Consider the following 9,213-nt stretch of genomic DNA (forward strand, 5'->3'; position numbering starts at 1 on the left):
GAAAGTGTAGAGAAATACGGTTTACTCGACCGTAACACTCTTTGCGAGATTTCGAGGCATATCAACATCGTTTCCTAAACGGATAGCGATTTCCATAGAGAGGAGCTGGAGGACAACCATCATTTCAAAAAATTCGATCATATAATCTTCCGTATGCTTTGTCCTGATATGATCATCGGCTTTGTCAAAATCGAGAGGACTTATGGAGCAGATAGTCGAATCGCGTGCACTTAGCTCTTCGATATTGCTTTTGGTTTTGTCATACAGTTTATGTTCGGGGAGCAAAGCGATAGTAAAGAGTTCTGGATCAGCAAGGGCGATCGGTCCGTGTTTCATCTCTCCGCTCGGATACCCCTCAGCGTGCAGGTAGCTGATCTCTTTGAGTTTTAACGCCCCCTCTAGTGCGAGAGGGAAAAAGACATCTCGACCGATAAAGAAAAATCCATGTCCGTGGAGGTAGCGTTTACTGAGTCGGCGAAGTTGCTCGTGCAGTGCGTTATCAACGGCAACCGATGCGGGGAGGGTACGAAGCAAGCCGATTTGACGTTGGATTTCAGAGGTTTCGAGTGATTGGCGCTCGCTTGATAGATAGAGGCTGAGCATCCAAAGAACACACACTTGGGTCGCGAACGCTTTGGTTGAGGCAACCCCTTTTTCGATCCCGGCGCGAGTTAGGATAGAAGCATCGGCGAGTCGAACCATAGAGGAGTTATCGACATTACAGATAACCATGGTTTTGAGGCCGAATTTTTTGGCCATTTTGAGGCTCTCTAGTGTGTCGGCAGTCTCACCGCTTTGGCTTATGACGACAAAGAGGGTGTCAGTGGTGAGAAAAGGTTCACGGTAGCGAAATTCACTGGCGATTTCGACAGAGGTTTTTATTTTGGCGTGACGTTCAAAAAGGTAACTGGCAACGAGTGCAGCATGATAGCTTGTACCGCAGGCACACAGTTTGATTTCATTAATCCCCTCAAACAATCCGCTCTGTAACTCTTCAAAATAGACACTCTCATCACGCAAACGTCCCAACAACGTATCGGATAAGACGGTGCTTTGCTCATAAATCTCTTTTTCCATGAAAAAGCGAAATCCCTCTTTTTGTGCAGAGAGTTTGTTTTCTGAGAGTGCAGTAAAGCGCAGGGTAACAGGGGTATTATGCTCGTCAAATAAAGCTATTTTATCTGCAGAAGCATAGCCGTAATGACCGTCTTCGAGATAGATCACTTCATGACATTTTCCGATCAGTGCTGCATCGGATGAGCCAAAGAGGGTTTCTCCTTCGTGATTGCGTCCGATAATCATGGGAGAACCGTGCTTAGCAAAGAATATAGTCCCCTCAGCATCGGTGTTTACCAGTAAGATGGCATACGCACCGTGCAGTTGTGCGAGTGTTTGTTGAAACGCTTCAAAAGGAGATGCTGCAGTTTTGAGCTGATATTCAAAAAGATGGACGATCACTTCAGTATCGGTTTGGCTTAAAAACTGAACCCCATGTGATGTGAGCATACTTTTGAGTTCTTGGTAGTTTTCGATGATCCCGTTATGAACGACATACGAGTTTTGTCCCAAGTGAGGGTGGGCATTAAGTTCGGTAGGTTTGCCGTGAGTTGCCCAGCGGGTGTGTCCGATGCCGACAGAGAATCCTGTGCTTTCAAAGTTGTGTGCTTTTTCTTCGAGGTTTATCAGTTTGCCAACGGCTTTAAAAAGGGAAAAATTACCGTGTTGCAGTACAGCGATTCCGGCAGAGTCGTATCCGCGATATTCGAGTTCACGGAGCCCGTCGATCAAAATTTGTTTAACCGGTTTGACTCCAATATATCCAACAATACCGCACATAATTACACCTCTACTAATTTACTGATTATTTCGCGCGCATTATCGCACATTCTGTTTTGTTTTTCAATTAAGAAGTGATCTCTTGCCATATTTTTGTTAGTGTGGATTTTTGCAGTTGCAATATTGATCTGAGCTTCATCGAAAAGCTGAACGAAATAGGCAAGCAATCCACGCTGATTGGTCGTATTGAGGTTGAGCTGTGCATAATGGATGGAGTGATCACAATCGAGAGTGATCTCACTGGGTTTAATGATCGGTTTTTGAAGACTTAGCTTTTTAGACATATCAAATGCCTCTTCAACGATAATCTCGATTTGCTCCATTGTCCCCTCGCGAGGGCGTTGTAAAAACTCGATTTTAAAATATTTGATCCCGTCAAAGAGGGTGAAAATATCCATAGAAGCGACATCGAGATAACTGAGTTTACCTAACAAATATCCTAAATTCAGAGGGATACGACGGAAAATATGGATAACTAGACCACCGTCTATGTTGAGCTGATAGGTAAAACTCTGGCACCCAAAGGCCTCTTTCGAAATATTGATAATCTCACTCGGTGTATGTTTAAAGAAAAAGAGATTTGATTCGATCGAGAGAACTTTTTTCTGCTCGATTTTAGTGAGTTCGACAAATTCAGGATCGTGGGAGATTCGTTTCTCTTTATTCTGTCGTTTGATAGCATCGGTGATCCGATCGTTTTGGGAAGCGATTTCGAGTGAGGCTTCGTAGAGCTCATGGAGCAAATTTGCACCAAAGCCGGTATAGGTTCCAGGTCCGACCCCGTTAACATCTGCATAGGTAAGGATATAAAGAAGTTTTAGATTTTCAGGTGTTTTGATTTTAGACATGAACTGATAGAGGGTTTTTTCATGATAGAGATTTTCGCGGTACGCTACATGGGTCATCAAAACGTGATGGCGAACGAGTAACGCGGCACGTTCATGGAGGGTTGAGGAGAGTTTGAGATTTTTGATAAACGGGACGATTAGTTTTGTCCCCACCTCAGAGTGATCTTGTTTACGCCCTTTACCGGTATCATGGAGTAAAATAACCGCTTTTAATAATGTCTTATCAACAAGTGATAACGGTTTATAAAGGGCCTCAACGTAAGGATCTTTTATATTTTCAAGCGCTTCGATGCATTTGATCGAGTGTAAATCGACAGGGTACTGGTGGTATCCGTCGAACTGAGGGAGATGAAGCACTTTTTTAAAGGCACCGATCAAGTGATGAAGTATCCCTGCATCGTAAAAGAGTTTGAGGATGATGTAAAAATACTCACGTTCGAAAAGTTTGCGTAATAGGGCGTATGTTTTAACCCGTAGAGGATGTTTGATTTGAGTATAGGTAAAATGAAAGAGGAGACTTGAATCAAAGACCCACTCTTTATCCTCTAGATTTACAAGCATTTCGAGAAGTGAATCGATAGCAGGAGGGGCGTGATTAAAAGAGGCATATACTACACCATCAACCGCATAAAACCCTTTACTGATTCTTCCTTGTCGTAAAAGTAATCGATTTTTTCCCTCATGCATATAGATACGAGCCATTTTTTTAACATAGATTTGGGTGAAATTGTTGATCCGCCATTGCGCTTCCAATAGTCGTGTAACTAATTTCTTTTCATCACTAAACCCGAGCATCTGGGCGATAAGGGGCATATAATCGAGGACGAGTTGATCTTGCTGTTTCCCGGTGAGTAAATGAAGCGCACTACGGATACGAAACAGCAACTCTAATGCAATGCGATACTCTCGATATTGCTCTTCACTAAAGAGTTCACCGCTTAGTTCTTTGAGTGTGTGAACGCCGTAAATGGTTTTCGCGATCCAGTAGAGAAGCTGTGAATCGCGTAGCCCTCCGACCCCTTCTTTGATATTGGGTTGCATTGAAAAAGGGAACTTTCGCCGTCGTACGTCTGCTTCTTCAATTTTCGCCAGTATAAATGCTTTTGGATTGTCATGCCGGATAGCGGTGAGTTTATTTTGAGTGGCACTCCATGCAAACGGAGAACCGATGATGAGACGTGATTCCATCATAGCGGTTTTGATTGTGATATCCTCTCGCGATGCTCCGAGCAGATCACCCACTTCATGGACGCGGTGTCCCAGTTTAAGACCGGCATCCCACGCTAAATATAGAAATTTTTCGATAATTGCGGCAGTGTTGTAGCCATCGTTTTTCTCATATACGATCATGAGGTCAATGTCACTATGGACACATAGCTGTTCTCTCCCATAGCTTCCCAACGCAATAAAAGCAATGGGAATATTACTGCGCATCGGCAAATAATTGTTAAAAAGGCGGCGTAATATCGTTTTATACATGAGGCTAATGATCGAATCGAGTGTTTTGGTATGGGTAACGAGAAAGTCTTTCCCTTGATTACGTTCAAAAAGATCAGGAAGTGAATTTTTATAATCAGTTATATAGGACTTAAAGAGCTTGGATATTTCAAAATCACTTGCTTTTTTTTCGATGAGGTCTTCAATCTGTTCGTTAATACTCATTAGGACTACTTTTTATTTTAATTGTAGCGTAGAATCATTTTTTTTGAGAGAAGAGCCAGATTAAAAATAAGGCAAGAAGTAGCTTTAAACAAAAGAGGATAAATATTGATAGTAAAATGATACAATTATTACAGACTCGAATAAAGGGGTGAGAATGGACAACACTCACATTTACCAAAAAGTTTTGGAAATTCACGATCATACGATGGGACTTTTACGTTCGATGAAAATCCCAGCCTACCCTTCACAATACAAAAAATATTTTGATCAGCTTTTTATGGAATCAGCAGATGAAATATTGCGCAAAGATCAAGAAAATGTCGATCAAAAAGTGTTGAGTGATGGAAAAGAGGATGTGGGTAAATACCTTGATATGGTTGAAAACTCTGTGGGTGCATTTATCGAATCGCATTCACAAATTGCGTCCGTGGCAGAAGAACAACGACAATGTTTGGATAAAGCCCCTTCGGATTCGATCGAAAAATTCGTTACTTTTATCGAGGAGTTAACTTCACTTAATCGCACGATGTCGGATGAACTTGATAAGGCACAATCAAAGATTGATTTACTCACCGAAGAGCTTTACGAAGCGCGATCCGCGATTACCATCGATTCGTTAACCAAAGTTGGAAATCGTCAAGGATTTCATGAAGATATAGAGCCTATGATCGAAGCGGGGATGGATAAAAAACTCTCTTTGGTTTTAATGATGATTGATGTCGATAATTTTAAATTTCTCAATGACGAACATGGTTATGTAGCAGGGGATAAAGTGCTCTATTTTATCGCTCAGACGATCAAAGGGATGATACGAACTGCGGACAATGTTTACCGTTACGGCGGGGAAGAATTTGCAGTGCTTCTAAACCGATGTGATGTGACACAAGCAGAGGCAATGGCGGATAAAATTCGTTTAAAAATTGCGCAAAGTAATCTCCTCTACTCAGGAAAGAGTGTTCATGTAACGATCAGTGTCGGTGTAACGACACATAAGCAGGGTGACACGTTGGAAGATTTGATTGGACGAGCCGATAAAGCACTTTATTGTGCTAAAAAATCAAATAAGAACTGCACGATGTTGTTTGATTGGTAATGAAAATGGAACAAAAAAATAAGCCTTATTCTTTTTATGCCTTGATTATTGCGTTTGGTGTGCACATTTTGGTTGTTTTAGTATTTGTACTGTTTTTTTTGTATATTTCCGAATCCGTCTCTTCTTCCCCACCGCCTCCTCCCCCCGCTGAGAAGCGGGTGAAGCTCTCTCTCAAAGAAAAACCTACCGTTGCCAAAGAAGCGCTTGTTAAAAACGAGATTCCGAAAACTACACGAAGCCTCCCTATACCGCGAGGAAAACAGCTTGTTGAACCGATCGCACCGATCCTTGAAGCGGAAGCTTTCGAACCTGAAAATACGGATCAAGATATGCCGACCGAATCGGCAGAAACATACGAAAACAAAATGATACAAGAGCTCTACGGCGATGTATTCACCAATCTCTCAGCAGGAGAGCAAAAATTCATTATGGACAATCAAGAGACAATGCGTCGAATCACCCAAGACATATTGGCCCGCTACGCCCCTTATCGCATCCCTCCCGATTTGGAAGTAGATGAGAGCAATATGGTGGAGTTTTATCTTCACCCCGACGGGAGTGTGACCGATTTGCGTTTTTTAACAAACAGCCGCTTTGAGTTACTAGATAACGTAACATTGGAGACACTTGAGATTGCCTATAAAAAGTACCCCCGTCCCGAACAACCTACGTTAATCCGTTATCGGATTGAATATTTGCTCAGAACACATTGAAAAATAGGAGATTTAACGCTTAATGTTATTTGATTGGTAGTCTATTTCTTTTGCTATAATGCGCGTCAAAATAAGCAGTTAAAGATTTTAGTATGAATTTGATTGAAAAAGTAAAAAAAAATGAGCGTTTGAACTTCGACGAAGCGGTCGCATTGTACGATTTAGACCTCTTTACCCTCGGTGAACTTGCCGATGAGCGCCGCAGGGCACTCCACGGTAAACAAACCTATTTTAATATCAACCGTCATATCAATCCGACCAATGTCTGTAAAGATATTTGTAAATTTTGTGCTTACAGTGCGAGCCGTAAAAATCCCAATCCTTACACTATGAGTCATGAAGAGATTTTGGCGATCACCGACGATATTGTTTCTCGCGGTATCCGTGAAGTACATATCGTCTCTGCCCATAATCCTGAAACGGGATTAGAGTGGTATTTGGAAGTGTTTAGTAAGATCAAGGGCCGCCATCCGCAACTCCATATCAAAGCACTCACAGCCGCAGAAGTTCATTTTCTCGCCGAAGAGTACGGCAAAAGCTATGATGATATTATCGATCTGATGATAGTTAATGGGGTTGATTCAATGCCCGGAGGCGGTGCGGAGATTTTCGATGAGAAAGTCCGCGACTACATCTGCAAAGGGAAAGTTACCTCTGCGCAGTGGCTAGAAATTCACCGCAAATGGCACGAACGTGGGATGAAATCGAATGTCACGATGCTCTTCGGACACGTCGAAGAGCGTTCTCACCGTATCGATCATATGTTCCGAATCCGTGATTTGCAAGACATTACAGGTGGCTTTAACTGTTTTATCCCTTTGGTCTACCAGAGCGAGAACAACTTTTTGAACGTTAAAGAGTCGATAACAGCGCATGAAATTCTCAAAACCATGGCGATTAGCCGTATCGTTCTCGACAATGTCCCGAATCTCAAAGCGTACTGGGTCACTTCGACGGTGAATTTAGCCCTTGTTGCCCAAGAGTTTGGAGCCAACGATCTTGATGGTACGATAGAGCGCGAGTCGATCAACTCTGCCGCCGGAGCCAAAAGTGCTCACGGAGTAAATCTTGAAGAGTACGTTGCACTCATTAAAAACAGCGGATTTGAACCTATCGAGCGAGATAGCTTGTATAATACAATCAAAGCATGGTAAGGAAAAACAATGATTTTAATGATTGATAACTATGATAGCTTTACCTATAACATTGTTCAGTATTGTTTAGAGCTTGGAGCTGATTTGAAGATTATTCGTAATGATGAGCTGAGTGTCGAAGAAATCGAAGCTCTTCATCCCGAAAAAATTATCATCTCTCCAGGTCCTGCAACTCCCGATGATGCAGGGGTAACGCTTGAAGTAATTCGCTACTTTGCTGATAAAGTTCCTATTTTAGGGATATGTTTAGGGCATCAAAGTATCGCGCAGGCGTTTGGGGGCAATGTCGTTCGGGCGAATCGTATGATGCACGGCAAGACATCGAAGATGGTGCGTCAGGGAGAAACCCCGATTTTTAACAAACTTCCCGAAATGTTTACGGCGACTCGCTATCACTCGTTGATCGTGGAACAGAAAAATCTTCCTGATGTTATTATTCCGACCGCCTACAGCGAAGATGACCATGAAATCATGGCACTAGAGATCAAAGATAAACCTATCTACGGTGTTCAATTCCACCCCGAATCGATTATGAGTGAATTCGGGCATGAGATAATCAATAATTTTCTAAAACTATGAGAGAAAAAGCCTTTTTATTTGCGCTATTAGGGATTAATTTTTTAGTCCTTGTTTTGCAGATAAAAGGGCTCTCCATCGGTTATCACGAAGCACAAATTCTTTATGGAGAACTTTCTCCACTACAAGTATTAATCTCTTCTTCACTTCACCTATTCGGACAGAATGATTACGCACTCAGAATTCCGATGATTCTGTTACATCTTCTTTCTGCTTTTATCCTTTATGGGATATCGAAGCATTATGTTATGAGAGAAAATGACCGTTTATGGATTCTTTTAATCTACATTCTACTCCCAGGTGTAACCAGTGCTGCATTGGTTGTCGATAATGCCGGATTGATTATCGTCACACTTTTTCTTTTTGCTTATGTGCATTTGAATTACGGACGCTATTCTTTGGTATTACTTCCTCTACTTTTGGTGATTGATTCTTCATTCGCATATTTGTTTTTTGCACTTACACTCTATGGAATACACAAAAAAGAGTATCTTTATAGCGTAGTAGGGGCCATTTTTCTAATGGCTTCAATACTCATTTTCGGTATCCATATAGGAGGATCGCCTGAAAGCCGTTTCTTAGATGTATTAGGGGTCTATTCAGCTATCTTTTCACCTATTGTTTTCCTTTATCTTTTTTATGTTTTGTACCGTCGTATGATGGAAAAAGAGTGGGATCTAATTTGGATGATTTCGATGAGTGCATTTATTATCTCTCTATTGCTCTCATTTCGTCAAAAAGTGGAAGTACAAAGCTTTGCCCCTTTTTTATTGATAGCGTTGCCCCTTGCCGCTCAAACATTTTTACACACCTATCGTATTCGTCTACGTGAATTTCGAAGACGCTATCAAATGCTCTTTTACAGTGCATTCATTCTTTTGGTTGTAAATGTATTAGCCGTTTTCTTCAACCACTATTTTTATCGTTTTTTGGATGATCCGAAACGCCATTTTTCGTATCCGATGCATATTGCGAAAGAGTTATCCACAGTACTGCATAAGGAGCATATTCGATGCATTGACGCTGGGGATAAAAAACTACAATTACGGCTACGTTTTTACGGAATCACTCACTGCAAAGATTACCGTTTAGAAGATATATCCACTGCAAAAGGGAATAAAGTTACAATAAGTTACATAAATATCCCTGTTTATGAGATATGTGTTACTAAAGTAAACAAAATATCATCTTCTTGTGACTAAACCTTTTGAGATAGAGTTCAAATTCCTTATAAGTGATATAATTTCTATCAAATAGATTTTTCGAAGGAGTTGCAATGGCTCAAAGAGCGATTCGTGAATACGACGGTAAAGCAATTTTCTCTAAACATT

General features: G+C 41.4%; 7 protein-coding genes. 5 read left to right on the forward strand and 2 right to left on the reverse strand.

Annotated features, from left to right (window positions below; genetic code table 11):
- Positions 1 to 21: 21 nt before the first annotated feature.
- Positions 22 to 1,836, reverse strand: coding sequence for a glutamine--fructose-6-phosphate transaminase (isomerizing) (gene glmS, locus PHR02_RS02260; RefSeq protein WP_299988328.1), 1,815 nt, complete (start codon positions 1,834 to 1,836; stop codon positions 22 to 24).
- A gap of 2 nt (positions 1,837 to 1,838) precedes the next feature.
- Positions 1,839 to 4,346, reverse strand: a complete 2,508-nt coding sequence (locus tag PHR02_RS02265; RefSeq protein ID WP_299988332.1) for a DUF294 nucleotidyltransferase-like domain-containing protein — start codon at positions 4,344 to 4,346, stop codon at positions 1,839 to 1,841.
- A 154-nt stretch (positions 4,347 to 4,500) separates the two neighbouring features.
- On the opposite strand from PHR02_RS02265, the gene PHR02_RS02270 reads away from it, so the two are divergent.
- The 5 genes from PHR02_RS02270 (at position 4,501) to PHR02_RS02290 (ending at position 9,084) form a co-directional block, all read left to right on the forward strand.
- Entirely contained in the window at positions 4,501 to 5,439 is a 939-nt protein-coding gene (locus PHR02_RS02270) for a GGDEF domain-containing protein (RefSeq protein WP_299988334.1), read from the forward strand.
- 5 nt (positions 5,440 to 5,444) lie between these two features.
- Entirely contained in the window at positions 5,445 to 6,152 is a 708-nt protein-coding gene (locus tag PHR02_RS02275) for an energy transducer TonB (protein ID WP_299988337.1), read from the forward strand.
- Between the two features lie 92 nt (positions 6,153 to 6,244).
- Positions 6,245 to 7,306: an aminofutalosine synthase MqnE gene (gene mqnE, locus PHR02_RS02280; RefSeq protein WP_299988340.1), complete on the forward strand. Its 1,062-nt coding sequence runs from the start codon at positions 6,245 to 6,247 to the stop codon at positions 7,304 to 7,306.
- Between the two features lie 9 nt (positions 7,307 to 7,315).
- Positions 7,316 to 7,885 (forward strand): aminodeoxychorismate/anthranilate synthase component II, encoded by a 570-nt coding sequence (locus PHR02_RS02285; RefSeq protein ID WP_299988343.1) that lies wholly within the window; start codon positions 7,316 to 7,318, stop codon positions 7,883 to 7,885.
- Positions 7,882 to 9,084: a hypothetical protein gene (locus tag PHR02_RS02290; RefSeq protein ID WP_299988346.1), complete on the forward strand. Its 1,203-nt coding sequence runs from the start codon at positions 7,882 to 7,884 to the stop codon at positions 9,082 to 9,084. Before PHR02_RS02285 ends, PHR02_RS02290 begins: the two co-directional genes overlap by 4 nt.
- Positions 9,085 to 9,213: the final 129 nt, after the last annotated feature.

Origin of the sequence: Sulfuricurvum sp. (assembly GCF_028688295.1) — a bacterium.
Classification (GTDB): domain Bacteria; phylum Campylobacterota; class Campylobacteria; order Campylobacterales; family Sulfurimonadaceae; genus Sulfuricurvum.